Source organism: Kitasatospora sp. NPDC088134 (assembly GCF_044741705.1).
In the GTDB taxonomy this organism is placed as follows: domain Bacteria; phylum Actinomycetota; class Actinomycetes; order Streptomycetales; family Streptomycetaceae; genus Kitasatospora.
Genome location: NZ_JBIUTD010000001.1, coordinates 413,072 through 437,844, shown reverse-complemented (window position 1 = coordinate 437,844; position 24,773 = coordinate 413,072). Strand labels below are relative to the sequence as shown.

Below are 24,773 nucleotides of genomic sequence, written 5' to 3'. Positions count from 1 at the left end.
AGAGGGGAGTCGGCATCGACCCCGCCGCGGAGGCGCGTGGCTATGCGGTGCTGCGGGGTGCGGCGCGGGCGGTGTTGGGGCGCAAGGCCCATGCGGGCGGCGGGAGATGAGGGAGGAGAGGGGAGTCGGCATCGGCCTCGCCGTGGAGGCGCGTGGCTATGCGGTGCTGTGGGGTGCGGCGCGGGCGGTGTTGGGGCGCAGGGCCCATGCGGGCGGCGGGAGATGAGGGGGCGCCCGGGGCTGTTTGTTGTTCTCGACCTGACTGCCATTGCTTCGAGCGGAGTTGACCGATGAGCGTGTCCGCAGTGTCTCCCGAGCGTGTCGCGTTGCGGGAGGAGGCCGGGCGGGTTTCGGACCTGGTGTTGGAGAAGTTGGCGGACCCGGGGGCGACCATGGCGGCGACCAGGATTCCGGGGGAAGGGGTGTGGGCGGAGCTGACGTTGGGGAGCGGGAGTCCGGGGCTGGCGTTGGCGTTCAGCGGGGGTGCCAGGCCGGGGACGGACCGGGTGGGGCGGGCGCACGGGTACCTGGCGGTGGCGACGCGGGCGGCGGCCGAGGGGGAGACGGTGCCGAGCGGGATCTTCAAGGGGCCGGGGGCGCTGGCGTTCGCGGTGCTGGTGGCGAACCGGGTCACCGGGGGGTACGCGAGTGCGTTGCAGCGGCTCGACGGGTACCAGCGGCAGTTGGTGCGGACCGCGCTGCCCGCCGTGCCGGACGGCCCGCTGAGCACGATCGGGCACTACGAGGTGGTGCGCGGGATGACCGGCGTCGGGCGCTACCTGCTGGCCCGGGCGGAGGTCTGCGAGGAGGAACTCGCAAGGGTTCTCCGGTACTTGATCGAGCTGGGGCGGGGGGAGACCGAGCACCGGGGGGTGCGGGTGCCGCGCTGGTGGGCGCTGGACGCGCCGCGGGTCGGGTCGGAGCACCTCTTGCCGGACGGCCACCTGAACCTGGGGCTGTCGCACGGCGTCGCGGGGCCGTTGATGCTGCTCGCGCTGGCCTGGCGGGACGGCGTCCGGCTGCCCGGCCAGCGGGAGGCGGTGGAGCGCACCGCCGAGCTGCTGACCCGCTGGGCGGTGCGCGACGAGCACGGGACGTACTGGCCGGGGTACTTGGGGCTGGACGAGTACCTGGCGGGGCCGGACGCCTACCGGGGCGAGGCGGGCTGGCCGTCCTGGTGCTACGGCGCGCCCGGCGTCTCCCGGGCGCTGCAGGTGGCCGGCGCGGTGTTCGACCGGCCGGACTGGACGGCGACGGCCCGCGACTCGGTGGCGCGGCTGCTCGCCGTGCCGCTGGACGACTGGGGGATCACCGACCACGCGCTGTGCCACGGCTGGGCCGGTGCACTGCACCAACTCGGCCGCCTGAACGAGCACTTCGCCGATCCGGCGATCGAGCGGCGGCGCGACGAGGTGGCGGCCCGGCTGGTCGGCGCGTTCGACCCGGAGGCCCCGTTCGGCCTGCGCTTCACCATGACGGAGACGCCGTTCGCCAGCGACGTCTCCGGCTACCTGGACGGCGCGGCCGGCGCGGCGCTCGCCCTCGACTCGTACGCCGAGGGCGGGACCCCGCACGACTGGGACATGCCGCTGCTGCTGTCCTGAACCGCCGGATCAGTCGGTGGGCCGCGGCCTGGTCATGCCCAACACGTCGAGCGCTTCGTCGAGTTGGGCCTCGGTGAGCAGGCCGCGGTCGACATAGCCGCGGTCCAGCACCACCTCGCGGATCGTCCGGCGCTCGGCCAGCGCCTGCTTGGCGACCTTCGCGGCCTCCTCATAGCCGATGTACCGGTTGAGCGGAGTGACCACGGACGGCGAGGACTCGGCGTACTCGCGGGCCCGTTCGACGTTCGCGGTCAGGCCCGCGACCGTCCGATCGGCCAGCAGACGGGCCGAGTTGGCGAGCAGCCGGATCGACTCCAGCACGTTGCGGGCGATCACCGGGAGCATCACGTTCAGCTCGAAGTTGCCGCTCGCCCCGGCCACCGTCACGGTGGTGTCGTTGCCGATCACCTGGGCGGCGACCATCAGCACCACCTCGGGCAGCACCGGGTTGACCTTGCCCGGCATGATGGACGAACCCGGTTGCAGGTCGGGCAGGTTGATCTCGCCGAGGCCGGTGCGCGGGCCGGAACCCATCCAGCGCAGGTCGTTCGCAATCTTGGTGAACCCGACGGCCACGGTGCGCAGTTGGCCGCTCAGCTCGACCAGGCCGTCCCGGGCGCCCTGCGCCTCGAAGTGGTTGCGGGCCTCGGTCAGCGGCAGGCCGGTGGCCCGGCCGACCTCGGCGATCACGGCCGCCGAGAAGCCCGGCGGGGTGTTGATGCCGGTGCCCACCGCCGTTCCGCCGAGCGGGAGTTCGGACACCCGGGGGAGCGTCGCCCGGAGCCGTTCGACGCCGTACCGGACCTGCGCCGCGTAGCCGCCGAACTCCTGGCCGAGCGTCACGGGCGTGGCGTCCATCAGGTGGGTGCGGCCGGACTTCACCACCTCGGCGAAGTCCGCGGCCCGGCGCTCCAGCGCGCCCGCCAGGTGCTCCAGGGCCGGGACGAGGTCGTGCGTCACGGCGGCGGTGGCCGCGACGTGGATCGAGGACGGGAACACGTCGTTCGACGACTGCGAGGCGTTGACCTGGTCGTTCGGGTGCACCGGGCGGCCCAGGCGCTCGCTCGCCAGGGTGGCGATCACCTCGTTGGCGTTCATGTTGGAGGACGTCCCGGAACCGGTCTGGAACACGTCCACCGGGAACTGGTCGTCCCAACGGCCGTCCGCGACCTCCTCGGCGGCCGAGCGGATCGCCGCCGCCACCTCCGGCTCCAGCACGCCGAGTTCGGCGTTGACGGTGGCGGCCGCCGCCTTGATCCGGGCCAGCGCCGCGATGTGCGCCCGCTCCAGACGCTGCCCGGAGACCGGGAAGTTCTCCACCGCCCGCTGGGTCTGCGCCTGCCACTTCGCCCCGGCCGGCACCCGGACCTCGCCCATCGAGTCGTGCTCGATCCGCCAGCCCCCGCCGCCCCGCCGGTCCCGCTCGTCGTCCTGCTCGTGCGCCATGGTCGGTACACCTCCTGAACGGCTCAGCCTCCCACGGCCCCCACGCATTCCCGCCCCGCCCCACCCGCGTGTCGCTCCCGCTCGCCCACCCGGCGGTGCGAACCTCGGACCTCGGCGTGCCCGGCCGCTCAGGGCCGTCGGCGGGCGCGCAGGAGGAGTGTGTCGGCCGATCGTGCGCCCGGGGCGGTCGGTGGGAGGCAGTCGATGTCGATACAGGTGAAGCCCGCCTGGCCCAGCAACTCCGCCCAGACGGTTTCCCGGAGCACCCAGCGTTGCAGCGTCGCGGCACCGCCGTCCGGGGTGCGGGTCGGTACCTTGGCGGGCCGGACGTCCACCTCGGCGGGTGCCCCGTCGAGGTAGTGCCCCAGCGTGGACGCCGCCAACAACCCGCCCGGCCGGAGGGCGCGGGCGGCGGCGGGGAGCAGGCGGCGGGGGTCGGCGAAGTCGATGCCCCCGAACACCGAATAGAGCACGTCGTAGGAGTCGGGGTGCGCGTCCAGGTACGCGGTCGCTTCGGCGCGCACCATGCACAGACGGGGTGCGAGGTGGCCGTACAGGTCGTGCGCCATGGCGTGCTGGCCGGGGGAGGAGTCGATCGCGTCGACCCGGGCCGGGGCGTGGTGGGTGACGAGGTGGGCGGCATGCCGGCCGGCACCGGAACCGAGGTCGGCGACGACGAGGCCGGTCAGGTCGCCCAGCACCTCGGCCCCGGGGCCTGCGTCCTGGGCCCAGACCCAGTGGAACGCGGAGGGAACGGAACGGTCGCTGCCGGCGCGGGCACGGCCGTAGTGGTGCCAGAGATCCGGTGAGCCGGTGGCCCGGTCGGGCGAGGTGGTCGTCACCCGGGCCATCCTCGCGCCCCGGTCGCGAGGACGGAGGGCTTCGGGCGAACTTCACCTTCCCGGGGAGGAGTCCAGGAAGGCCCGGAGCCCCGGGAGACGACCGGTGTGGGTCATAGCCGGCGTGGCGCTCGAAGCCGGTTGCCATGTGCGCTCGGGGCAGCGCGGGGGGCTTCTTGCCGCCCTCAGGGTGAGTCGAGGCCCGCTACCGGTCGTCCACCCGGCTGCGTCGGTGGGGCTCGGGACCGGGGGCGAAGGGTGTGGTGGGCCGGGGGCACCCGTGTCGGATCGGGTCGCAATGCGCCCATTCGTATGGGGAATGCCCCCGGCCCGGCCGGGTGGGGCGGCGTCAGCCGTGGTAGGAGGCGACGATCTTGGTGAAGGCGTAGGCGGACTGGCTGATCCCGCTGCAGGTGTCGCCCGCGGAGGTGCCGGAGGGGCAGGGGCGGTCGCGGTTGACTGCCCAGAAGGTGAAGCGGGCCAGGTGGTGGGACTTGGCGTAGTTGAGGATGGTGGTGAAGTCGGTGGTGGTGACGGTCTCGTCGGACTCGTCGGTCTTCCCGTTCATCGAGGAGATGCCGATGTGCTTGTAGGCGGTGGCCGAGTCGTAGCCGTAGGCGCTCGCCACCGTGTTCTTCAGGCCGTCGGCGGCCTTGGTGGTGACGCTGCCCATGCTGCCGCTGTGGCCGCCGAAGTCGAAGGGCATGATGGTCCAGCCGTCGACCGCCAGGCCGGCCGCCGCGCCCTTCTTGATCAGGTCGGTGCCGTCGGAGTCCGGGCCGGTGGTGGTGGTGCCGAAGGTGACGTACACCTTCAGGCCCGGGTTGTTGGTCTTGACGGTCTTCAGTGCGTTGACCACCCGCTGGCGGACCGTCGCGTTGGAGACCTCGGTGTCCTCGATGTCGATGTCGATCGCCTTGAGCTTGTAGGCGTCGATCACCTTCTGGTACGCCCCGGCCAGCGCGGAGGCCGAGCTGCACTTCTCGCCGAGCTTGTTGCCGCTCCAGCCGCCGAAGGAGACCAGCACGTCGCCGCCGGCCGCGCGGATCGCGTTGATGGTGCTCTGGTCGCTGCCGCCGGTCAGCGCCCGGGAGCCGTCCCACTTCGGGTTGCAGCCGCCGTCGGAGAGCATGAAGGCCAGCGTGAACTGGGTGGTGCCGGTGGCCTGCATCACCTGCACCGGGTTCTGCGGGCTGCCCCAACCAAGGTACTCGTACGGGGAGTTGAGGCCGACCGGGTCGGGCGAGGCGGCCTGCCCGGCCGGGGCCAGGGCGAGTGCGCCGGCCGAGAGGGCGGCGGTGGCGGCGAGGGCGACGAGCGGGCGGGCGAGGGCGTGCTTGGCCATGGGTCACCGTTCCGTGGGGTCAGGGCGCGCGGCCGGGAAGGGGGTGGACCGCGCAACTGATAGGAAAGCTTCCTAACGTGACAGGGAATCAGTCCGCCCTGTCCGCGTCAATACTCCGCGCCGACAATCGGAAGGGGGAGGGGGGTGGGGAGGGGCTGGAGGAGGGGTGGGGGAGGGAGGTGGAAGGGAGGGGCGGGGAGTGGGGGGAGTGGAACGGGGGCGGGGGCGGGGAAGGGAAGCGGGAGGAAGGCGCGGGGGAGCGGGGGCGGGACGGGTGAGTGGAACGGGAGGGGCGGCGGGGCGGGCGGGCTGAACGGGTGGGGTGGGTGGGCGGGATACTCGTTGGGACCCGCAGTACCCGAGGCCCGCCCCGAACCCTCCGAGGAGCCCGCCCATGGCCACCGTGCCCACCGACCGTCCGGACCCGCTCGACCTGCTCGGCGTGGACGAACTGCTGACCGAGGACGAGCGGTTGATCCGTGACACCGTTCGCGCCTTCACTGATCGGCAGATTCGACCGCAGCTCGCCGACTGGTACGAGCGCGGTACCTTTCCGGTCCGTGAACTCGCTCCCGAACTGGGCAAGTTGGGCGTCCTCGGCATGCACCTGGAGGGCTACGGCTGTACCGGCTCCACCGCCACCGAGTACGGCGTCGCCTGCATGGAGCTGGAGGCCGCCGACTCCGGCCTGCGCAGCTTCGTCTCGGTGCAGGGCTCGCTCGCCATGCGCTCGATCCACGCCTACGGCTCCGAGGAGCAGAAGCTGCGCTGGCTGCCCGAGTTGGCCGCCGGCCGGGCCGTCGGCTGTTTCGGCCTGACCGAGCCCGAGGCCGGTTCCGACCCCGCCTCGATGCGGACCCGGGCCCGCCGGGACGGCGCCGACTGGGTCCTCGACGGCGCCAAGATGTGGATCACCAACGGCTCGGTCTCCGACGTCGCCGTGGTCTGGGCCGCCACCGAGGAGGGCGTCCGCGGCTTCCTCGTCCCGGCGGGCACCCCCGGGTTCACCGCCCGCGACATCCCCGGCAAGCTCTCCCTGCGCGCCTCCGTCACCAGCGAACTCGCCTTCGACGGCGTCCGGTTGCCCGCCGACGCGATCCTGCCCGGGGCGCGCGGCCTGCGTGCGCCGCTCGGCTCGCTCGGCGAGGCCCGCTACGGCATCCTGTGGGGCACCGTCGGCGCCGCCCGCGACTGCTACCGGGCCGCCGTCGAGTACGCCCGCGACCGCAGCCAGTTCGGCCGCCCGCTCGGCGGCTTCCAGCTGACCCAGCAGAAACTCGTCGACATGGCGCTGGAGTTGGAGAAGGCCTACCTGGTCGCGGTGCGGATCGGCCGGCTCAAGGACGCGGGCCGCGCGCAGCCCGCGCACATCTCCTTCGGCAAGCTCAACAACGTCCGCACCGCGCTGGAGATCGCCCGCACCGCCCGCACCATCCTCGGCGCCAACGGCATCACCACCGCCTACCCGGTGCTGCGGCACGCCAACAACCTCGAGTCGGTGCTCACCTACGAGGGCACCTCGGAGATCCACACCCTGGTGCTCGGCGAGGCGATCACCGGCGAGTCCGCCTACCGCTGAGCCGGTCGGGGGAAGCAGGTGGGAGAAAACGGGTGGTCGGGGGCGGTGGCGGGCCCCTAGCGTGCGGGGCATGATGACGAACCAGCCGCCGCCGACCACCACGCTCTGGCGCCCCACCGGGCCCGAGGAGCTGGCGCTGGTCGAGGCGTCCGGGTGGCGGGCCTGGCCGCCGCGGCTGCCCGAGCAGCCGATCTTCTACCCGGTGCTGAACGAGGACTACGCGATCCGGATCGCCCGGGACTGGAACGTGCCCGCCTCCGGGGTCGGCCACGTGACCCGCTTCGAGGTGGAGACCGCGTTCCTGGAGCGCTACCCGGTGCAGCGGGCCGGTGGCGAGACGATCCTCGAACTGTGGGTGCCCGCAGAGGAGTTGGACGAGTTCAACCGGCACATCGTGGGCCTGATCGAGGTGGTCCGCACATACCGCTGAGCGCCGTCGCACCAACGCCGCACCAACGCCGCACCGCCGTCGCACCGCCGCCGGGTCAGCCGATCGAATGCCCCGGCCTCCATCGGAAGGAGGGGGTCGGGGCGGTGCCGTCAGACCACGGTACTACCCGTTCCGGTACCTGGTGCGCATGGTCACGGGGCCCCCGCCCGCCCAGGATGGAACGTGACGGGCAGTACGGGAAGGGGTGGCGGGCGATGGGCGGCAGGCGGACGGCGGCGGTGGCACTCGGCGGGGCGGCCGCGGTCATGATCGGCCTGATGGTGGCCCCCGCCGCCGTCGGACAGTTCCAGGACCGGATGGACCAGACCCGGCGCTGGTCCAGCGGCGCCGCCGCCAAGGCGGCGCACACCGAGGTCCCGCGCTGGCTCCCCGACACCGCCACCGGCATCGCCTTCCGCAGCGGCGAGCACGAGGGCGACCGGCTGATCCGTGCCACCCTCCCCGACAGGGTCCTGCCGGCCGGCTGCTCGGCGGGCCGCGCCGACGGCGAACTGCACCTGCGCGCCCACTGGTTCCCGCGCGACACCCCGCAGCGGGCCACCGCGCACTGCGGCCGGTACAGCGTCGCCCTGGTCGGCGACCGGCTGTACGGCTGGCAGGACGGCGCGGCCCCGGCGAGCGCCGCCCCCGTCCCCTCGGGTGCGGCCCCGGCCCGTTGAGCCCCGCCCCGCTGAGGCCCGGCTTTTCGCGGGTGCCCCCGATGCGGTAGGACGGTGCGCATACCCGCCACCCCGAGGAGCACCATGCCAGGCCCGACCGTCGACTCCGGCGGCGACCAGACCGCAGCCGGGGCGATACCCGCCGCCGACCCCACCCACGCCCCCGCGCCCGCCCCCGGTGCCACGGCCGACCGCCGCACCGACCGGGCCGACCGCAGCGACCACCGGGCCGCCACGGCGAAGACCTCGTCCGGCGCCGTCCCGTTCGCGGCCGTCACCGTCGTGGTGCTCGCCGGCCTCGCCGGGATGGGCCCGCTCACCACCGACCTGTACCTGCCGGCCATCCCCGAGCTCACCGCCGACCTGCACTCCGACGCGCCCACCGCCCAGCTCACCCTGACCACGTCGCTGCTCGGCATGGCCTTCGGCCAGCTGTTCTTCGGCCCGCTCAGCGACCGCACCGGCCGCCGCCGCCCGCTGCTGATCGGCATGGTCCTCTACATCGCCGCCAGCGTGCTGTGCGCGCTCGCCGACTCCATGCCGCTGCTGATCGCCGGCCGCGCCCTGCAGGGCGTCGCGGGTTCGGCCGGGCTGGTGGTGGCCCGGGCGATCGTCCGGGACCGCCTCGAAGGCGTCCCGATGATCCGCTTCCTGGCCACCATGGGCCTGGTCTCCGGCCTGGCCCCGATCATGGCCCCGGTGATCGGCGCCCAGCTGCTGCACTTCACCGACTGGCGCGGCACCTTCTTCGTGCTGGCGGGGCTCGGCGTGCTGCTCACCGCGGGCTCGGCGTTCGGCATCGGCGAGACCCTGCCGCCGGAGCGGCGGCACACCGACGGCGTCGGCACCACCGTCCGGGCGATCGGCGGACTGCTGCGCGACCGGATCTTCCTCGGCTACCTGCTGACCGGCACCTTCGCGTTCGGCGCGCTGTTCGCGTACGTCGGCGGTTCCTCGGTGGTGCTGCAGGACGTGTACCGGATCTCCCCGCAGATGTACAGCCTGGTGTTCGCCGTCAACTCGCTGGTGCTGCTGGGCGTCACCCAGCTCAACGGGCGGGTGCTGGTGCAGCGCTTCCCCGCCCCGGTGCTGCTGGTCTCCTCGCTGGCGGTGGCCGCCGCCGCGGGCGCCGCGGTGGTGCTGTGCACCACGGTGTGGGACACCGGCCTGGCCGGGGTGTGGCCCGCGCTGGCGGTGCTGATGGGCTCGATGGGCGTGGTGCTGCCGAATTCCAACGGCCAGGCGCTGACCATGGCCCCGCACGCGGCGGGCTCGGCGTCCGCGCTGCTCGGCACCGGCACCTTCCTGTGCGGCGCGATCGTCGCCCCGCTCAGCAGCCTGGGCGCGCGCCCGTCCGCGACGGTGCTCGGCGCGGTGGTGCTGTCCTGCGCGCTGCTGGCCCTGCTCTCCTTCCTGGGGCTGTGCCGCAGCAGGGACTGACGGCCCCGGCGCGGGGCGGAACGGGCCGGGGCCCGCCGGGGGGGGGGGGCCCCCGGCCGGGGCCCGGGGGGGGGGGGGGGCCCCCCGCCCGGGCCCGGCCTGCTTGTTGACGGAGCGTCAGGCGATCGAGAAGTCGTCGCCGTAGACGTTGCCCTGGCCGTACCAGCCGTGCAGGTAGACCGTGACGGTGCCGTTGGCGCCGGTGGTGAACGGGACGGTCAGCTTGGTCCAGGAGGTGCCGTTGGCCCAGGTGGAGGCGGTCGCGCCGCCGCTGACGCCCAGGTAGGAGTACGGGCCCTGGACCCAGGCGGTCAGGGTGTACGCGTGGTTCGGGGCGAGCGTGACGGTCTGCTGGCACTGGCCGGTGGTGCTCGCGGTGGGCGCGACCTGCAGGGCCTTGGAGCCGCCGTGCACCGGGCTGGAGACGACCGCGCCGCCGGACTGGCAGGTCCACGGGGCCAGGTTGCCGCTCTCCAGGTCGCCGTTGCCGAGGCCGGTGGGCGGGGTGGTGCCGGTGACGGTCAGCGCGTAGGTCGCGGAGTGGGTCTTGCCCGCGCCGGTGCCGGTGACGGTCAGGGTGTAGGTGCCGGGGGCCGCCGAGGCGGTGGTGGCGACGTTCAGGGTGGCGGAGCCGCCCGCGGTGACGGTGGAGGCCGACAGCGTGGCGGTGACGCCCGCCGGGGCGCCGGAGACCGAGAGGTTGACGCTCTGCGCGGAGCCCGAGGTGACGGCGGTGCTGACGGTCGCCGAGGTGGCGGCGCCCGCGGTGACCGAGCCGGCGCCCGGGTTCAGCGCCACCGAGAAGTCGGAGGCGGTGCTGCCGCCGGTGACGGTCAGGGTGTATGTCGCCATGTGGGTGCCGCTCGCGCCGGTGCCGGTCACCGTCAGCGGGTAGCTGCCGTTGGCGGCGCCCGAGGTGGTGGAGACGTTCAGGGTGGCCGAGCCGCCCGCGGTGACGGTGGACGCCGACAGCGAGGCGGTGACGCCCGCCGGGGTGCCGGAGACCGAGAGGTTGACGCTCTGCGCGGAGCCCGAGGTGACGGCGGTGCTGACGGTCGCCGAGGTGGCGGCGCCCGCCGTGACCGAGCCGGAGCCCGGGTTCAGCGCCACCGAGAAGTCGTTGGCCGGGACCGAGGAGCTGGTGAACTGCGCGAAGATGTGGCTGAAGTCCCACTTGTTCTGCTGGATGCCCGAGCAGGAGTCGGAGCCCGCGGTGCCCGGGCAGCCGCCGTTGTCGCGCTGCAGCGCCCAGAAGGACAGCGTGTTGATGCCCTTGGCGACGGCCCAGTTGTAGACCGTGGTGGCGTTGGCGACGGTGAAGGTCTCGGCGGCGCCGAAGTCGTCGACGCCGACCATCTCGGTGATCCCGATCATGCCCCACAGCTGCGCGGAGGTCTTGGTCGGGTAGAGCTTGGCCAGCTGGTTGTACAGGCCCTGCGCGGAGGTCTGGGTGTCCGCGGCCATGTCGTGCGGCTGGTTGTCGTAGTAGTCGAAGGTCATCATGTTGACGACGTCGATCCGCGCGTTGTTGCTGACCGCGTTCTTCAGCACCGCCAGGCCGGAGGAGGCCAGGCCGCTGGTGGTGGTCGGCAGGGTGTAACCGAACTGGATGGAGCGGCCGTTGGCCGCCGCCCAGTCCTCGGTCAGCTTGATCGCCTTGTTGCGGCGGTCGATGCCGGCCGTGTTGGTCAGCGAGTTGTCCTCGATGTCCAGGTCGATCCGGGACACGTCGTAGGTGGTGATCAGGTTCTCGAACTGGGCCGCGATCTGGTTGACGTCCGTGCAGGAGTCGGCGATCTCGGTGCCGGTGTTGTCGGCGGTGTAGCCGCCGAAGGACGGGATCACGTCGCCGCCGTTGGCGCGGATGGTGGCGATGTCGGCGCCGAACACCGAGCTGGACACCGGCATCGCGGTGTCGCCGTTCCACAGGGCGGTGCAGGAGCCCTTGGTGGCGGCCTGCAGGAAGGCCATGGTGAGGTGCTTGGTGCCGGACTGGGAGGCCAGCGCGGCCGGGCTGTCGCCCGTCCAGGCCTCGAAGTACGGGGCGAAGACGTGCTGCGGCAGCGGCGTGGCGGCCGGCGCGGCGGCGGCCGGTGCGGGAGCGGCCGGTGCGGGAGCGGCCTGCGCGGGGGCGGCGACCACCCCCAGCGAGGCGGCGGCCAGCGCGCCGGTGGCGATCAGTGCGCGGAGTGGTCGGTACAGACGCATCGAGGCTCCAACAGGCATGGAAGGATGGCCCCTTGCCGGTCTGTCGGCAGGGGCGGGTGTCGGCCTGGTACAGGGAGGTGCCGGGGTGGTGCGGGGCATGGACAACGCCCCGGCCGGTGGTCACACCCCCACGATGCGTTCCGGTCGGGAAGACGAACGCTCCCATATTTGGTCTGGACCACTTGTCTGTCAAGACTCCTAACAGTTCCCCCGGACGCTACCCGGCGGTCCTTTGCGAACCCTTGGGGAAAGGGTTCCCGCACGGCTCCTGACATGCCGTCGGCCCCGCACCGGGCGTTCCGGGGCGGGGCCGACGGGGCGGGGCGGATCAGCCGATGTTGGCGCTCTTCAGCCAGCTCTTGGCGACCGCCGACGGGTCCTCCTTGTCCACCGAGACCCGCTTCATCAGCCCGGCCAGGGTGGCGGTGTCCAGCTTCGCGGAGACCGCGTTCAGCGCCGCCGTCCCGGCGTCGTCCAGGCCCGCCTTGTTCACCAGCGGGGTGACGTTCTGCACGCTGAAGACGCTCTTCGGGTCGGTCAGCGGGACCAGCTTCAGCTGGACGATCTTCGGGTCGGTGGTGAACACGTTGCCGATCTGGATCGTGCCGTCCTTCAGTGCGTTCGCGGTGGTGTCGCCGGTCGGCTTCCACTCCTTGAAGGTCAGCCCGTAGACGTCCTTGAACTGCTGCTCGCGGCGGGACTTGAACTCCGGCGGGCCGCCGATCACCAGGTCCTGCGCCTTGCCGGCGAGGTCGGCGATCGACTTCACGCCCAGCTTGTCGGCGGTCTCCTGGGTCACCGTCAGCGAGTCGTTGTCCTCGGCGGCCGCCGAGTCCAGGATCGCCAGCCCGGCCGGCAGCTTCTCCTTCAGCGCCGCGTTCACCGCGGTCTTGTCGGCGGCCGTGGTCTTCGGGTCCAGGTAGCCCAGCAGCGCGCCGTTGTACTCCGGCAGTACCGTCAGCGCGCCCGACTGCAGCTGCCCGTACAGCACCTCGCGGCTGCCGATGTTGAACTTCTCCTCGACCTTCACGCCCTTGCCCTGCAGGGCCTGCGAGTAGATCGAGGCGAGCAGCACGTTCTCCGGGAAGTTCGCCGAGCCGACCACCACGGTCTTCCCGGACGCCGCGGCGCCGCCGGCCGCCCCGGACGCGGCCGGGGCGGTGGACTTCGCGGCCAGCGGGTCGCCGCCGCCGGAGGAGGAGCAGGCCGCCGCACCGAGCAGCAGCACGGTGACGGCGACGGCGGTTCGGACCGGACGGGTCGTCATATCGATTCCTTAAGGTGTGCGGGGGAGCCCGCGGGTTCGTCAACAGGTACGGCGGGAACGGCCCGCGCGCCGCGCGGCGACGCGAACCGGATAAGCACGGCGAAGAGCAGTTGGACGGCCACGGCCAGCAGCACCACCAGCAGCGCGCCGCCGACGGTGGTCGGGAAGTTCCGGGTCGCCAGGCCGTCGATCACGTACCGGCCCAGGCCGCCCAGGCCCACGTACGCGGCCACCGTGGCGGTGGCGATGACCTGCACCGCCGCCGTCCGGGCGCCCGCCAGCAGGGTCGGCGCGGCGGCCGGCACGCAGACCCGGAACAGCGTCTGCGGGTGGGTCAGGCCGATGCCGCGGGCCGCGTCCCGGACCTCCGGGTCGGTGCCCCGGACGCCCTCGGCGGCCGCCACCAGCAGCGGCGGCGCGGCCAGCGCCGTCAGCGGCAGCAGCACGGCGGCGTCGCCGACGCCCACCAGCAGCACCGCCAGCGTCACCAGGCCCAGGGTCGGCAGCGCCCGGGCGACGCCGGTCAGCGCCGTCACCAGGAAGAGCCCGCGCCCCGAGTAGCCGATCAGCAGCCCCAGCGGCAGCGCGATCAGCGCCGCCAGCCCGAGCGCCTCGGCGGAGAACACCAGGTGCTCCAGCACCCGGTTCAGGATCGAGTCCGGCCCGGAGCGGTGCGCCGGGTCGGCGAAGAAGGTCTGCAACCAGCCCAGCCAGTTCACCGCGCCGCCCCCTTCGCCCACGGCGCCAGCACCCGGCGGGCCGCCACCAGCAGCAGATCGGTGACCAGCGCGAGCAGGGCCACCAGCACGATCCCGGCCAGGATCGGCGTGGGGAACGTCCGCTGGAAGCCGTCCACGAACAGGTAGCCGAGACCGCCCCGGCCGACCAGTGCCCCCACCGCCGCCAACGAGATCGAGGATACCGCCGCGACCCGCAGCCCGGCGATCACATAGGGTATCGCGGCCGGTAGTTCGACCGCCGCCAGCCGCCGCCAGGGCCCGTACCCCATCGCCGTCGCGGCCTGTCGCACCGGCTCGGGCACCGCCCGCAGCCCGTCCACCGTGGTCGGCAGCAGCACCGCCAGTGCGTAGAACGTCAGCGGCACCATCACGGTCTCCCGGGTGGCCAGCCCCGTGTACGGGATCAGCACCACGAACACCGCCAGCGAGGGCAGCGCGTACACCACGTTGAACACCGCCGCCAGCGGCTGGTACAGCCGCGGGAAGCGCGCGCAGGCCAGGCCCAGCGGCACCGCCAGCAGCAGGCCGATCAGCACCGGGACCAGCGCGATCACCGCGTGGTCGGAGGTCAGGTCGAGCAGGTAGCCGAGGTGGTCGCCCAGCCAGCGCCAGCGGACCAGCGGCTCACCGTCCAGCATGCGGCACCTGCTCGGGCTGTTCGGCTGTGCTTGTCGGCTCCGGCTCCGGCCGCTCCGCGTGCGCCAGGGCGTCGACCACGGCGGCGCGGCTCGCGGTGCCGACCGCGCGGCCCGCGTCGTCCACCGCCACCGCGTGGCCGGACGGGGCGAGCACCGCCGCGTCCAGCGCGCTGCGCAGGGTGTCCCGGCCCGGGGCGAACACCGGGACGGGGTGGCGCTCGGCGCCGCGCGCCCAGTGCTCCGGGCGGCCGGCCGCGTCGAGCAGCAACTTCCACTCCCCGTAAGCGGGTTCGAGCTCCGCCAGCGGGACGCCGCCGGCCGGGCGCAGGCCCAGGCCGCGCAGGCCCCGGTCGCGGCCCAGGAAGGCGGCCACCCCGGCGTCCGCCGGTGCGGTCAACAGGGTGTGCGGGTCGGCGAGTTGGGCGATCTCGCCGTGCTCGCGGAGCACCACGACCCGGTCGCCGAGCCGGACCGCCTCCTCGATGTCGTGCGTCACGAACAGCACGGTCTTGCCCAACTCGGCTTGCAGGCGCAGCAGTTCCTCCTGGAGCCCGGCCCGCACCAGCGGGTCGACCGCGCTGAACGGCTCGTCCATCAGCAGCACCGGCGGGTCGGCCGCCAACGCCCGCGCCACGCCCACGCGTTGCTGCTGGCCGCCGGAGAGCTGGGCCGGGTAGCGGCGGGCCGTCTCCGGCGGCAGGCCGACCAGTTCCAGCAGTTCGGCGGCCCGGGCCCGGGCCCGCTTGCGGTCCCAGCCGAGCAGCCGGGGCACCGTCGCCACGTTGTCGATCACCCGGCGGTGCGGGAACAGGCCCGCCTGCTGGATCACGTAGCCGATGCCGCGCCGCAGCTTCGCGGCCGGCAGCCCGGCCACGTCCGCCCCGTCCAGCAGCACCCGTCCGGCGGTCGGCACCACCATCCGGTTGACCATCCGCAGGATGGTGGTCTTGCCGCAGCCGGAGGGCCCGACCAGCACGGTCGTCCGACCGGCCGGGACCTCCAGGTCCAGGCCGCGGACGGCGACCGTGCCGTCGGGGTGGCGCTTGGCGGCGCCCTCGAATCTGATCACGGAAGGGTCCTCGGAGCACTCGGAACAATGGCCGCGGCGAGAGCCGCGGCCGGCGAGAATATCGAACAATGATCGGAATATGTCGCCTGTCCGGCTTCCCGCACCGTCCTCACCGCAAACCTTGATCCACCGAACGGGTCGGCAGCCCGGCCGCCGCCCACGCCACGAAACCGCCGTCCAGATCGGTCGCCCGGTGCAGCCCCAGCTCCTGCAGCGAGGCCGCCGCCAGCGAGGACGCGTACCCCTCCGAGCACACCACGATCCAGTGCACGTCGTGGTCCACCGCCTCCGGGATCCGGTGGCTCCCGGTCGGGTCCAGGCGCCACTCCAGCACGTTCCGTTCGATGATCAGCGCCCCCGGGATCTCCCCCTCGCGGGCCCGCTGCGCCGCCGGGCGGATGTCCACCAGCAGCGCCCCCTCCGCCACCGCCGCGTGCGCCTCCGCCGGGCCGGGCCGGTCCAGCCCCGCGCGCGCCTTCGCCACCAGCCGGTCCACCGTCGTCACCACTGCTCCGGTCCTTCCGTCGCGGTCTGCACCAGGCCGGCGGCCCGGAGTTCGTACCTGGACATCTCGTTCAGCGGCGGCGAGTACGCGTGCAGGGTCACCGCCGGCCCCTGCGAGGTGTTGCGGACGTCGTGCAGGTACTGCGGGCCGAACGCCCGCTCGCTGCCCGACGGCAGCCGGCGCACCGTCAACCCGTGCTCCGGCCCGGCCAGCGCCAGCTCCTCCAGCTCGCCCAGCGCCACCGTGAACGCCCCGCGCGAACCGCCGTGGTCGTGGAACCCGGTGGACTGCCCCGGCAGCCAGCTGATCAGCCACACCTCGTAGTCCTGGGCCAGCTCCAGCCGCTCGTACCAGCGGTCCTCGCCGGACAGCCGCACCCGGTGCAGCCAGCGTTCCGGGCGCTCGGCCAGGTCGCGGACGATCCGGCGCAGCGCGTTCGGCGACAGCGGCGGACGGGCGGGCTCGGGCTCGCGCCCGGTTCCGCGCCCGGGTTCGGTGGACGGGAGGGGGTTGGCCAGGTCGATGCTCATCGGGACCTCCGGGGGGTGCCGGGGACGCCCGTCCGTCCCGGCGTCGGCGCGCGGGCGGCGGGGTCGGGCAGGGGCGGGGGAAGACGCGGGCGCGCCGCCGGGCGCGGCGGAGTGCGAGGGTGCTGCTCGGTGGTGCCCCGGCCCCGGCTCGACTCACGGGGTGGGCGCCGCGATCACGCGGTGAAGGCGGTGAAGGTCAACAGGCACACATGTCGCTCGCCTGGCGTCGCAGATCGACGTGCAGGCGGCAGACCAGGAAGGTGCCGGGATTCATGTCGCCGATGGTTCACGACGCGGGGGCGACGCGTCAAGTTCCGCCGCGCCGATGATCGAATGGCGGACGTCGGCGTCTTGGCAGGTGGACATGCTGCTCGGGTTCCGGTGGAGGGTCCGGCGGCGGTGTCGGCAGCGGTGGCGGCGGCGGTGTCGGGACAGGCCGGCGGCCCGTGCTCCGGGGTGGGCACGGGCCGTCGGGTCCCCTGGGCCGCGACGCGGTCGCGGCGGTCGGTCAGTTGTTGTCCTGGGTGGCGTTGTCGTCGGCCTGCGCGGCCGCGCTGTCCGCCGCGTCCACCTTCTGCTGCATCTGCTGCACCTGCGAACTGTCCGGGCCGCCGTTCGCCGCGCCCGAGCCCGAGCCCGAGTCCGCGTTCGGGCCGCAGGCCGTCAGCAGTGCGGCCGAGGCCAGGGCGAGGACGGCCAGCGCCGCCCGGGCCCGGCCCTGACGGCTGCTCACTTGCCGGCCGCCGGGGCGTTCTTCGCGCACCAGTCGGCGACCTGGGCCAGGTCGGCCTTGCGGGTCTGCAGGGTCGGCAGCAGGCTGCGGCGGAAGGTCAGCCGGTCGTTCAGGTACTTCTCGATCTCGGCGTGGCCCGCCTTGTGCGCGTTGTCGACCCGCTGCTGGAGCCGGGCGACCGACCCCTCCACGGTGGCGTCGCCGTTCAGCCGGTTCAGCGTCTTCTCGACCCGCTCCTGGGTCTTCGGCAGGCGCTTGCAGATGGACTTCGCCCCGTCGCCCTTCGGCGCGTTCGCCGCCTGCGCGGGACCCGCCGCGACCAGCGCCCCCGCCATCGCCAGCACCGCCGCGGCCGCAGCCGTCCGGTTGATCCGCATGGTCCTCCCCTTCCACTCCGCTCGCGGCCGGACTCCCCGGCCACCACGGACCGTACGGAGGCTTCTTGTGGAAACCCTGTGGAACTCCCCGGGGGGCAGGTTGGGGGGTGTTCAGGCCGGGCGCGGGACGTACGCCAGGCCGTGCGCGCCGGGCTCGCCGCGCTTGGGGATCTCCAGCCGGGACAGCAGTTCGAAGCTCTCCAGGTCGACCACGTCCACGGTGGAGGACTCCACGGCGGCCAGGTAGCCGAGCCGGCCGTCCGGGGAGGAGGCCAGCGTCAGCGGGAACCGGCCGGTCTCCAGCGAGGCCCGGCGCTCGCCCGTCACCGGGTCGAACACCGTGAGGCGGCCCGGGAGTTGACGGCCCAGGCCGGAGCCGAGCGCGCCCTCCGTGCGGACCTCGCCGACCAGCAGCGCGCCGCGTGCCGTCAGGTGCACCGGCAGCACCGGGGCCCCGGTCTCCAGCACCCGGACCACCGTCCCGGTGGCGGTGTCGATCACCCGGACGCCGTTGCGCGGCCGCGGCTCCGGCCCCGCCGCGAAGCCCAGGTACGGCCCGGCCGCGTACACCGCCGTGCCGTCCGCCGACACCGCCAGGCCCTCGCTGCCCGGCACCTCGACCCGCCCGGTCATCGTCCCGCGCTCCAGGTCGACCACCGAGACGAACGGCGCCTCCTTGTTGGTCGCGTAACCCGTGCGTCCCGCCGGGTCGACGGCGAACCAGTGCGGGCCCGGCGCCCCGGTGTCGATCCGGCCGACCGCCTTCCGGCTCGCCGCGTCGACCACCACCACCCCGCCGGTCCGGTCCGCGCCGCCCTCCACGCTGACGTACAGCAGCCCGCGCGCCGCGTCCAGCGCCAGCCCGTGCGGGCCGTGCTCGGGCGCCAGGTCGACCACCGCCACCACCCGCCGGGAGTCCGGGTCGATCGCCGTCAGCTCGCTCGCCCGGCCGCTGTTCGCGTGGTAGTACCCCGAGCGGTACGCGGTGCTGCACCACAGCAGCCTGCGCTCCGGGTCGAAGCACAACTCGTGCGGCTCGGAAGGCACTTCGATGTCCCCCAGGAACGCGTCCGAGGCGGCGTCGAAGAACGACACCGTCCCGCCGCCCTGGCTGACCACCGCCAGCACGTCGCCCGCTCGGGCTTCCCTCGCCTCGTTCGACACGGCTCTGTCGTTCGACATGGTCCTGCTCCTCCGTCGGTCCGTCGGGTCGGCGGCCGGGGAACCCCACCGCCCGCCGTGCCTCCACTCTCCGGCCCGGCGGATTGCGGAACAATGCAGGAATCATCAGTCAATTATTGCGCCGGACGTAAAATCCCTGCTCATGGACCTCAACCTGCTGCGCGTGCTCGACGTCCTGCTCCAGGAGCACAGCGTCACCCGGGCCGCCGAACGGCTCGGCACCTCCCCGGCCGCCGTCAGCCGCAGCCTCGCCCGGCTCCGCCGCGCCGTCGGCGACCCGCTGCTGGTCCGGGCCGGACAGGGCCTGGTCCCCACCCCGCGCGCCGTCGAACTGCGCGGCGAGATCGCCGGGTTGATCCGCTCCTGCGACGGGGTGCTGCGCCCCGGCGCCGGCTTCGAGGCCGTCCACCTGCACCGCACCTTCACCGTCCAGGCCACCGAACTGCTGCTCGCTGCGGTCGCCGCCGACCTCACCGGACGGCTGCGCCGCGAAGCCCCCGGCGTCGACACCGTCTTCCTCCCCGAGTCCTACGAGGACGGCCCCGCGCTCCGCCAGGGCCTGGTCGACGTGGAACTCGGCGTCCTCGGCCGGCTCGACCCCGAGATCCGCACCCGCCCGCTCACCACCCGCCCGCCGGTCGCCCTCGCCCGGCACGGCCACCCGCTGCTCACCGGCGGCCCCGTGGACGCCGAACGGTTCGCCGCCGCCGACCACATCGGGGTCTCCCGGCAGGGCCGCCGGCACGGTCCGATCGACCGCGCCCTCGCCGAACTCGGCCTGCGGCGCCGGGTGTCCGTCGTGGTGCCCAGCCACACCGCGGCGATGCTGCTGGCCCGCGACACCGACCTGATCGCGCTCGGCCTCGCCGACTGGCTGCCCGGCACCGTGCACGACCTCCGTCTGCGGGCCTTCCCGATCCCGCTCCGCCTCCCGCCGATGGAACTCGGCATGGCCTGGCACCCCCGCAACGACGGCGACCCCGCGCACCGCTGGTTCCGCGACCACCTCGCCGCCGCGGTCCTCGGCCTGCCGGGCTGACACCGGCCCGTGGCCGGGAGCGTCCTGCGGGCGGGGTGCCCTAAAGGCGGGAGTCGGCCCCGCCGGACCGCCCAGCCAGGTCGAGCAGCAGGCCGGCGGCCACCGACGCGCCGTCCCCCCGGACGGCGGTCGCCACCGACTCCGCCCGGGCCCGCACCCCCGGAGCCAGGGCCGTCCCCAGGGCCGCCGTCAGCGACCCGGCCGTCGGAGCCGGGCCCGCGTGCGCCACCCCGATCCCCAACTCGGCGATCCGGGAGGCCCAGTACGGCTGGTCGGCGATCAGCGGCACGACCACCTGCGGGACACCCGCCCGGGCCGCGGTCGTGGTCGTCCCGGCGCCGCCGTGGTGCACGACGGCGGCGGCCCGGCGGAACAGCGCCTGCTGGTTGACCTCGCCGACCACGAAGCAGTCCGCCCCGTCGTCCACCGCCGCCAGCCCGGCCCAGCCGCTCCCCAGGACGATCCGCCGCCCGTGCGCGCGGGCCGCTGCGACGGCCGCCCGCGCGACACCCGCCGGCGCGTACGAGGCCATGCTCCCGAAGCCCACGTACACCGGGGGTTCGCCCCCGTCCAGGAACTCCCGCAGGCCCTCCGGCAGGGGCCGGTCGTCCGGCAGGACCCACGCGCCCGTCTGCACCAGGTCGAGCTCGGTCATCCCCTCCGCCGGGCACAGCAGCGGGTCCGCCGCCAGCCACGGCCGCGCCGTGAAGACGTGGTCGCGCACGTTGTCCACCGGCGGCAGCCCGAGGGCCGCCCGCCCTTCGTTGACGGCCGCGCCGTAGAGCTCGTTCACCCGCTCCGCGTCCTGCTTCCACAGCACCTCGTAGTCCGTCTCGTCCGCCGAGGACGGCGTGCCCGGCCGCCGGCCCGGACGGAAGTGCCGCGAGGGCAGTCCGAGGGTGTGGAAGCAGGCCAGCACGTACGGGACGCCCAGCTTCTCCGCGACGTCCCGCGCCCCGGCGGGCATCAGCCCCGTCGCCAGCACGGCGTCGCAGCCATCGGTCGCCACCGCGGCGAGCGTCTCGAAGCGGGCCGCTACCAGCGCCGGGGCCAACTTGAACGCGTCCTGCCCGGTGGGCGGCTTCGGATTGGCGACGATCGACTTCACCGTCGGCCCGAGCGGCACCAGCGGCACGCCGACCCGCTCCAGCAGCGCGGCGAAGTCCTCGTCCGGCGGGGCGCAGACCACCGCCTCCGCGCCGCGGGCCCGCACGGCCACCGCCAGCGCCGCCAGCGGCTCGATGTCTCCTCGTGATCCCCAGGAGGTCAGTACCACGCGCATGTTCGACTCCCGTTTCCGCAGGTCAGGGGACTTGAGTCGTCGATTCTGCACCCGCCGGGGGGCCTTGCCGCAAGCCCCCGGGGACGGTATAAGTTGAAAATGGAGGGGGCTGCGTCCCCTTGTTCTCGGAGCCGCCGGTCAGCGCGGCTCGTCGCCCTTCAACCAGTCCCGGACGGCCGGGAGTCGGACGGTCGTGGCATCCGGACGCAGCAGCGGCAGCCGGACCTCCACGCGGCAACCCGGGCCGTCCGGGCGGTCGGTGGCGACGACCGAACCGCGGTGCAGGGCCGCCTGCTGCGCCACCAGGGTCAGGCCCAGGCCCGAACCCGGGCTGCCCGGACGGCGGTGGAAGCGGTGGAACACCGCGACGCGCTCCTCCGGCGGGATGCCCGGACCCCGGTCGTCCACCGTCAGCCGGGCCGTCCCGCCCTCGATCCGCAGCCGGACGTCCACCGCGGCGGGGCTGCGGTCGGTGTCGTCCTGCCGAGTGGCCGCCCCGTGCACGGCGGCGTTGCCGAGCAGGTTGGCCAGCAGGATGCGCAGACCCGCGTCCCAGCCGAACACCCTTGCCTCGGGCGGGAGTTCGACCCGGTACTCGACCCCCGGGTGGCGGCGCCGGGCCTCCGCGACCGCCGAGGCCACCAGCTCCGCGAGATCCACCGGCCCGAACGCCGAGACCTCCACCAGATCCCCGCGCGCCAGCGTCGACAGCGCGCTCAGCAGGTCCAGCATCCGAGCATGGTCCTGCTGCAACTCGCCCACCACCTCGGCGCGTTCGTCCGCCGGCAGGTCCGGGTGCGCGGCCAGCACGTCCAGATTGGTGCGCAGGCTCATCAGTGGCGTCCGCAACTCGTGCGAGGCCGAGGAGGAGAACGCCCGCGCGGTGTCCAGCGCCTGCGCCGTCCGCCCCGCCTGCTCCTCGTAGCGCGACAGCAGCAGCGCGATCGCGCCCGACAGTTCGTCCACCTCGGCGGTCCCCGTCCGGGCGTGCGCGAACACCGCCTGCCCCGTCCGCGGATCGAGCGCCGCCGCCCGCCGCCCCAGCCGGCGCAGCGGCAGCGTCGCCCGCTCCGCCAGCCCGAACGCCACCAGCCCCGAGAGCGGCGCCGCGACCAGCGCCACCAGCAGCACCCGCCGCCGCACCGCCCGCAACTCCTCCGACGGCTCGTCCGCCGGGGCCAGCACCCACAGCGTCCCGGTGGTCGCCCCGCTGTTGACGTTCACCGCCAACACGCGTAGGTCTTCGCCATTCTGACGGAGCGTCACTGCCTGGCCCGGCGCGGTCGGCAGCAGCTGCGGATCGTCCGGCTGGGCACCCGCCACCAGCAGCAGCGTCCCGTCCGAGGCCGCGACCCGGACGCCCGCGTCCAGCGCCGCGTCCATCACCTTGCGCTGCTGGTTCTGCTCCGCCTTCGGCCGCCCCCTGCTGTCCGCCGCGAGCAGCGCCCGCGCGCTCGGCAGCACCGCCGCCGCCCGGTCGTTCAACCGCGAGTCCTGCCGCCGGTGCAGGTCCGCGTTCACCAGCGGCAGCAGCAGCAACCCCGCCGCCACCACCAGCAGCGGCACCAGCACCGCCGCCCCCAGCGCGATCCGGGTCGACAGCCTCACCGCGCCACCCCCCGCCCGCTCTCCTCGGGCGCCCGCAGCACGAACCCCACCCCGCGGACGGTGTGCAGCACCCGGGGCCGCCCGTCCGCCTCCAGCTTCCGCCGCAGGTACGAGACGAAGGTGTCGACGGCGTCGCTGCGCACCTCGAAGTCGTAGCCCCACACCCGGTCCAGCAGCACCTCCCGGGACAGCACGATGCCCGCGTTCCGGACGAACTGCGCCAGCAGCTCGAACTCCCGCCGCGTCAACCGGAGTTCGTCCTCGTCCCAGAACGCCTCCCGGGTCTCCGGGTGCACCCGCAGCGGCCCCACCCGGAGCAGCTCCGAGGGCTGCGGCGGGCGGCGGCGCAGCAGGGCGTGCAGGCGCAGCACCAACTCCTCCAGCGCGAACGGCTTCACCAGGTAGTCGTCCGCACCCGCCTGCAGGCCGGCCACCCGGTCCGCGAGCTCGTCCAGCGCGGACAGCATCAGCACCGGCGTGTCGTCCCCCCGGCCCCGCAGTGTCCGGCACACCTCCGTCCCCGAGAGGCCCGGCATCCCGACGTCCAGCACCAGCACGTCCGGCGGGGACTCGGCGATCCGCTCCAGCGCCACCGCGCCGTCCTCCGCCACCGCGACCCGGAACCCGCTCAGCCGCAACCCCCGCTCCAGGCTGCGCCGAATCGCCGCATCGTCGTCCACCACCAGCACGGACCCCGCCGACCCGCTCATCCGCCCACACCTCCGTCCACCACGGACTGTCGCACAACGGGACGGCGAACGGTACGCGGGGGGTTCCGGGGTGGGGGTGCGCTGCGCGCGGCTTTCGGGGGAGGAGGGGGAGGGGGCCACTGGCTGTCGCACAACGGGACGGCGAACGGTACGCGGGGGGTTCGGGGGGGGCGGGGGTGTGCGCTGCGCGCGGCTTGGGGGAGAGGAGAGGGAGGGGGCCACGGACTGTCGCGCAACCGGGCGGCGAACGGCACGCGCGGGGGGTTCGGGGGCGGGGGTGCGCTGTGCGCGGCTTGGGGGAGAGAAAGGGTGAGGGCAGCGGACGGCGCGCAGGATGCGGGGGCGGGGTGGGGGTGTGCGGGGTGAGTGTGCTGCGCGCAGCGCATGTTTCCGGGTGCGGCGGGGCTACTGCTCGTCGTGCCAGGAGAAGGCGGCGATGCGCCAGCCGGACGGGGTGTGGACGAACTGGAAGGTCTTGGTGCCGGTGGCGTCGTACGGGGCGCCGTTCAGGGTGCCGGACTTGCGGTAGGTGCCGATGCGGCAGGCGACGCCGGGGACGATCTCGGTGCGCTCGGAGACCTCCCACTCGTGGAAGTCGGTCAACCGGCCGTCGGAGAGCAGTACTTCGCGCGGGGCGATGAACTCCTCGACGCCGTACACCGCGTACGCGGGCCCGGTGACCACGATGACGCCCTCGGGCAGCATCAGCCGGCGGAGGCGGGCGACGTCGGCGGTGCGGCCGTCGCGGTTGTCGAAGGCGTCGAAGAACTCGCGGGTGAGAAGGTCGAGTTCGGCCTTGGTGGCAGCGGTGTCCGGGGCGGCGGTGGCGTCGTCGATCATGGCTCGCACAGTAACATTGCACACCTTGCCGAGGGGAGGCCCCGCCCGGAAATCGGACCGGCAGGGTGCCGGACCGGCGGGTTGCCCGAGCACAGTCGGGGGGTGGGGCGGGGTGGGTAGGCTCGGAGGGGCGGGGGGCGAGAGTCGTTGAGGGGGATCATGGTTCCGGGTGTGGAGCATGCCGTCGGGTACGTGTTCGACCGGGAGGCGCGCGGGGCGCGGGCGGTGGGGCCCGAGGTGGAGCGGGTGCACCAGGTGGTGAGCCGGCGGCTGGGGGCCGATCCGGCGCTGGCGGAGCTGGTCGCGGAGGCGCGGGCCGCCGCCGCCGAGCTGTCGGCGGAGACCCGGCAGTGGCTGACGCTCAGTCTGAACGCCGCCGCCGAGCGGGACGCGGAGTTCGCGGCCGCGCTGCTCGCCGCCGTCGAGGTGGTGCGCGCCGCCGAGCGCGCGGCCGGTGTCCCGGCCGTCTCGGCGAACGACCGCGGCATCGCCATCGGCGGGAACGTCTCGATCAGCACGACCGGCCCCGGTTCGGTCGCGGCCCTGCGGATCGACGGCCCGGTCACCACCGGCCTGCCGGCCCCCGTCCCGCCGCCCGGTCACGTCCCGCCCACTGCCCCGCAGGGCTGACCCGTCGGGCCGCAACTCCTTTGCGCAAGATCGGGTGCGGGCCCGACAATCC

24 protein-coding genes are annotated in these 24,773 nt (G+C 74.1%); 7 read left to right on the top strand and 17 right to left on the bottom strand.

Going from position 1 to position 24,773, the window contains the following annotated elements; translation table 11 throughout:
- Positions 1–290: 290 nt before the first annotated feature.
- Positions 291–1,604, top strand: coding sequence for a lanthionine synthetase C family protein (locus ACIOHG_RS01845; RefSeq protein ID WP_400944184.1), 1,314 nt, complete (start codon positions 291–293; stop codon positions 1,602–1,604).
- A gap of 9 nt (positions 1,605–1,613) precedes the next feature.
- Here the strand turns inward: ACIOHG_RS01845 and ACIOHG_RS01840 are convergent, their stop codons facing one another.
- The 3 genes from ACIOHG_RS01840 to ACIOHG_RS01830 all read right to left on the bottom strand — a co-directional run bounded on the left by ACIOHG_RS01840 (position 1,614) and on the right by ACIOHG_RS01830 (position 5,234).
- On the bottom strand, positions 1,614–3,050 hold the full coding sequence (locus ACIOHG_RS01840) for a class II fumarate hydratase (protein ID WP_400944182.1): 1,437 nt from the start codon (positions 3,048–3,050) through the stop codon (positions 1,614–1,616).
- Between the two features lie 128 nt (positions 3,051–3,178).
- Positions 3,179–3,892 (bottom strand): class I SAM-dependent methyltransferase, encoded by a 714-nt coding sequence (locus ACIOHG_RS01835; protein ID WP_400944180.1) that lies wholly within the window; start codon positions 3,890–3,892, stop codon positions 3,179–3,181.
- Between the two features lie 346 nt (positions 3,893–4,238).
- Complete coding sequence (locus ACIOHG_RS01830) at positions 4,239–5,234, bottom strand: chitinase (protein ID WP_400944178.1); 996 nt, start codon at positions 5,232–5,234, stop codon at positions 4,239–4,241.
- Positions 5,235–5,628: 394 nt separating this feature from the next.
- Here ACIOHG_RS01830 and ACIOHG_RS01825 point away from each other — a divergent pair, with 394 nt between their 5' ends.
- From ACIOHG_RS01825 to ACIOHG_RS01810, 4 genes are all read left to right on the top strand, one after another.
- Positions 5,629–6,813: an acyl-CoA dehydrogenase family protein gene (locus ACIOHG_RS01825; RefSeq protein WP_400944176.1), complete on the top strand. Its 1,185-nt coding sequence runs from the start codon at positions 5,629–5,631 to the stop codon at positions 6,811–6,813.
- 73 nt (positions 6,814–6,886) lie between these two features.
- The gene (locus ACIOHG_RS01820) at positions 6,887–7,243 is read left to right on the top strand and encodes a hypothetical protein (protein ID WP_400944829.1); all 357 of its coding nucleotides are present in this window, start codon (positions 6,887–6,889) and stop codon (positions 7,241–7,243) included.
- Between the two features lie 215 nt (positions 7,244–7,458).
- Positions 7,459–7,923 carry a hypothetical protein gene (locus ACIOHG_RS01815; protein ID WP_400944174.1) on the top strand — a complete coding sequence of 155 codons (465 nt, stop codon included), beginning with the start codon at positions 7,459–7,461 and terminating at the stop codon, positions 7,921–7,923.
- Positions 7,924–8,007: 84 nt separating this feature from the next.
- The gene (locus ACIOHG_RS01810; protein ID WP_400944172.1) at positions 8,008–9,363 is read left to right on the top strand and encodes a multidrug effflux MFS transporter; all 1,356 of its coding nucleotides are present in this window, start codon (positions 8,008–8,010) and stop codon (positions 9,361–9,363) included.
- A 117-nt stretch (positions 9,364–9,480) separates the two neighbouring features.
- Here the strand turns inward: ACIOHG_RS01810 and ACIOHG_RS01805 are convergent, their stop codons facing one another.
- The 10 genes from ACIOHG_RS01805 to ACIOHG_RS01760 form a co-directional block, all read right to left on the bottom strand.
- Entirely contained in the window at positions 9,481–11,571 is a 2,091-nt protein-coding gene (locus ACIOHG_RS01805; RefSeq protein WP_400944170.1) for a glycosyl hydrolase family 18 protein, read from the bottom strand.
- A gap of 328 nt (positions 11,572–11,899) precedes the next feature.
- Positions 11,900–12,838 carry an ABC transporter substrate-binding protein gene (locus ACIOHG_RS01800; protein WP_400944168.1) on the bottom strand — a complete coding sequence of 313 codons (939 nt, stop codon included), beginning with the start codon at positions 12,836–12,838 and terminating at the stop codon, positions 11,900–11,902.
- Positions 12,835–13,557 carry an ABC transporter permease gene (locus ACIOHG_RS01795; RefSeq protein ID WP_400944166.1) on the bottom strand — a complete coding sequence of 241 codons (723 nt, stop codon included), beginning with the start codon at positions 13,555–13,557 and terminating at the stop codon, positions 12,835–12,837. The genes ACIOHG_RS01800 and ACIOHG_RS01795 overlap by 4 nt, the downstream gene beginning before the upstream one ends.
- Positions 13,554–14,216, bottom strand: coding sequence for an ABC transporter permease (locus tag ACIOHG_RS01790; protein WP_400944164.1), 663 nt, complete (start codon positions 14,214–14,216; stop codon positions 13,554–13,556). Before ACIOHG_RS01790 ends, ACIOHG_RS01795 begins: the two co-directional genes overlap by 4 nt.
- Complete coding sequence (locus tag ACIOHG_RS01785; protein ID WP_400944162.1) at positions 14,203–15,285, bottom strand: ABC transporter ATP-binding protein; 1,083 nt, start codon at positions 15,283–15,285, stop codon at positions 14,203–14,205. Before ACIOHG_RS01785 ends, ACIOHG_RS01790 begins: the two co-directional genes overlap by 14 nt.
- A 109-nt stretch (positions 15,286–15,394) precedes the next feature.
- Positions 15,395–15,793: a rhodanese-like domain-containing protein gene (locus ACIOHG_RS01780; RefSeq protein WP_400944160.1), complete on the bottom strand. Its 399-nt coding sequence runs from the start codon at positions 15,791–15,793 to the stop codon at positions 15,395–15,397.
- Positions 15,787–16,320 (bottom strand): cysteine dioxygenase, encoded by a 534-nt coding sequence (locus ACIOHG_RS01775; protein WP_400944158.1) that lies wholly within the window; start codon positions 16,318–16,320, stop codon positions 15,787–15,789. The genes ACIOHG_RS01780 and ACIOHG_RS01775 overlap by 7 nt, the downstream gene beginning before the upstream one ends.
- 508 nt (positions 16,321–16,828) lie before the next feature.
- Positions 16,829–17,053 (bottom strand): hypothetical protein, encoded by a 225-nt coding sequence (locus tag ACIOHG_RS01770; RefSeq protein ID WP_400944156.1) that lies wholly within the window; start codon positions 17,051–17,053, stop codon positions 16,829–16,831.
- A complete protein-coding gene (locus tag ACIOHG_RS01765) occupies positions 17,050–17,430 on the bottom strand; it encodes a hypothetical protein (protein ID WP_400944154.1) in 381 nt (126 codons plus the stop codon). The genes ACIOHG_RS01770 and ACIOHG_RS01765 overlap by 4 nt, the downstream gene beginning before the upstream one ends.
- 111 nt (positions 17,431–17,541) lie before the next feature.
- A complete protein-coding gene (locus ACIOHG_RS01760) occupies positions 17,542–18,612 on the bottom strand; it encodes a YncE family protein (protein WP_400944152.1) in 1,071 nt (356 codons plus the stop codon).
- Positions 18,613–18,754: 142 nt separating this feature from the next.
- Here ACIOHG_RS01760 and ACIOHG_RS01755 point away from each other — a divergent pair, with 142 nt between their 5' ends.
- Positions 18,755–19,651 carry a LysR family transcriptional regulator gene (locus ACIOHG_RS01755; RefSeq protein WP_400944151.1) on the top strand — a complete coding sequence of 299 codons (897 nt, stop codon included), beginning with the start codon at positions 18,755–18,757 and terminating at the stop codon, positions 19,649–19,651.
- A gap of 40 nt (positions 19,652–19,691) precedes the next feature.
- Here ACIOHG_RS01755 and ACIOHG_RS01750 read toward each other — a convergent pair whose 3' ends face one another.
- The 4 genes from ACIOHG_RS01750 to ACIOHG_RS01735 all read right to left on the bottom strand — a co-directional run bounded on the left by ACIOHG_RS01750 (position 19,692) and on the right by ACIOHG_RS01735 (position 24,091).
- On the bottom strand, positions 19,692–20,933 hold the full coding sequence (locus ACIOHG_RS01750) for a glycosyltransferase (RefSeq protein ID WP_400944149.1): 1,242 nt from the start codon (positions 20,931–20,933) through the stop codon (positions 19,692–19,694).
- 138 nt (positions 20,934–21,071) lie between these two features.
- The gene (locus ACIOHG_RS01745) at positions 21,072–22,541 is read right to left on the bottom strand and encodes a sensor histidine kinase (RefSeq protein WP_400944147.1); all 1,470 of its coding nucleotides are present in this window, start codon (positions 22,539–22,541) and stop codon (positions 21,072–21,074) included.
- Positions 22,538–23,251: a response regulator transcription factor gene (locus ACIOHG_RS01740; RefSeq protein ID WP_400944145.1), complete on the bottom strand. Its 714-nt coding sequence runs from the start codon at positions 23,249–23,251 to the stop codon at positions 22,538–22,540. Before ACIOHG_RS01740 ends, ACIOHG_RS01745 begins: the two co-directional genes overlap by 4 nt.
- A 405-nt stretch (positions 23,252–23,656) precedes the next feature.
- Positions 23,657–24,091 (bottom strand): nuclear transport factor 2 family protein, encoded by a 435-nt coding sequence (locus ACIOHG_RS01735; RefSeq protein WP_400944143.1) that lies wholly within the window; start codon positions 24,089–24,091, stop codon positions 23,657–23,659.
- A gap of 171 nt (positions 24,092–24,262) precedes the next feature.
- On the opposite strand from ACIOHG_RS01735, the gene ACIOHG_RS01730 reads away from it, so the two are divergent.
- Positions 24,263–24,721, top strand: coding sequence for a hypothetical protein (locus tag ACIOHG_RS01730; protein WP_400944141.1), 459 nt, complete (start codon positions 24,263–24,265; stop codon positions 24,719–24,721).
- The last annotated feature ends 52 nt before the right edge of the window (positions 24,722–24,773 follow it).